At 75.3% G+C, this 1,285-nt stretch carries 2 protein-coding genes; both read right to left on the bottom strand.

What is annotated here, in order from left to right; translation table 11 throughout:
- On the bottom strand, positions 1-440 hold a 440-nt coding region (locus tag B7767_RS12230), incomplete at its 3' end, for an FAD-dependent oxidoreductase (protein ID WP_179167122.1).
- Between the two features lie 301 nt (positions 441-741).
- The coding region (locus tag B7767_RS12225) for a TIGR01777 family oxidoreductase (protein ID WP_085572219.1) at positions 742-1,285 on the bottom strand (544 nt) is incomplete at its 5' end.

Raw genomic sequence — 1,285 nt, 5'->3', positions numbered from 1 at the left:
CTGCGGGGCACGGACACCTGCCGTCCGGGCACGGCCACCGGCCTTCTGGGCCCGCCACCCGGCCGTGGGGCGCTCGCCAGGGCGCGCACGGCATGGAGTGCGCCCCTCGCGCTCCGCGCCCCTCTCGCGCCCGGCTGCACGCCCGCACGGTGGTGCCGTCCGTCGCTGTGCAGCAGGACACCGGGCGCGAAGGGCCGCAGCACCGGTCCGTCGAGGCCCGGGGCCGGCCGCAGTTCGGGATACGCCGTGGACAGCAGTCGTCCGATCCGGTCGAGCCGGAAGCCGTCGACCTTCTCGGTCGCCATCCGGCCGCCCACCTCATGGGCGGCCTCCAGGACCATGGTGGTGACTCCTGCGCTGGTCAGCCGTCGCGCCGCGGAGAGTCCGGCGACCCCGGCTCCCACGACGACGACGTCCGCCTGGTACGTGGGCTCAAGCACGTGCCCCTCCTCGAGGTTGCGCGGGCGCTGGAGACGTCATGCCCTCAACAGGCCCCAGGGATACCCGAGTTCGGGTCGAGGTTAGGACCGTGGCCGAGTACCTGGTCAGTCGCGCATGGACAGAGCACGGGCGCACGACGGTCGCATACGCACGCCGGACGGGCACGATGTGGTCGCAGAGGGATCAGAGCCGGATCGGTTCCGGGCGGATCGTGGTCACGCGGGTGCGCCCTCCCGTCTTTGCGCGGGTGCGCCCTCCCGCCTTCGTGCGGGCGTGCCTTCACGCCCCCACGCCGCGCGCTCACAGCGCCGCCCGGACCGCCCCCTCGATCCGGGGGAACGCGAACCGGAAGCCGGACTCCAGCAGCCGGGCCGGCAGCACCCGGGCGCTGCCGAGGACGTCCCCGGCCATCTCCCCGAGCACCGTCCGCAGCACCGGCGCCGGCACCGCGAACACCGCCGGGCGGTGCAGCACACGCGCCATCGCCGCGGTGATCTCACGGTTGGTCACCGGGTGGGGCGCGGTCAGGTTGAACGGTCCGGACAGCCCGTCGGTGTCGAGGAGGTGGCGCAGGGCCGCCACCTCGTCGTGCAGCGCGACGAACGACCAGTACTGGCGCCCGTCGCCCATCCGTCCGCCCAGCCCGGCCCGGAAGAGGGGGAAGAGCCTGCCCCACGCCCCGCCCCCGCGCGCCACCACCAGCCCGGTGCGCGCGAACACCGTCCGTACGCCCGCCTCCCGCGCCGGTGCCGCGGCCGCCTCCCACTCGACGCACACCTCCGGCAGGAAGCCCTCGCCCGGCGGCGCGCTCTCGTCCACCGGCCGGTCGCCGGTCTCGCCGTAG

It is taken from the genome of Streptomyces sp. 13-12-16 (genome assembly GCF_002114215.1).
Classification (GTDB): Bacteria; Actinomycetota; Actinomycetes; order Streptomycetales; family Streptomycetaceae; genus Streptomyces.
The sequence above is the reverse complement of the archived record's forward strand: the minus strand, read 5'-3'. Positions and strand labels throughout refer to the sequence as shown.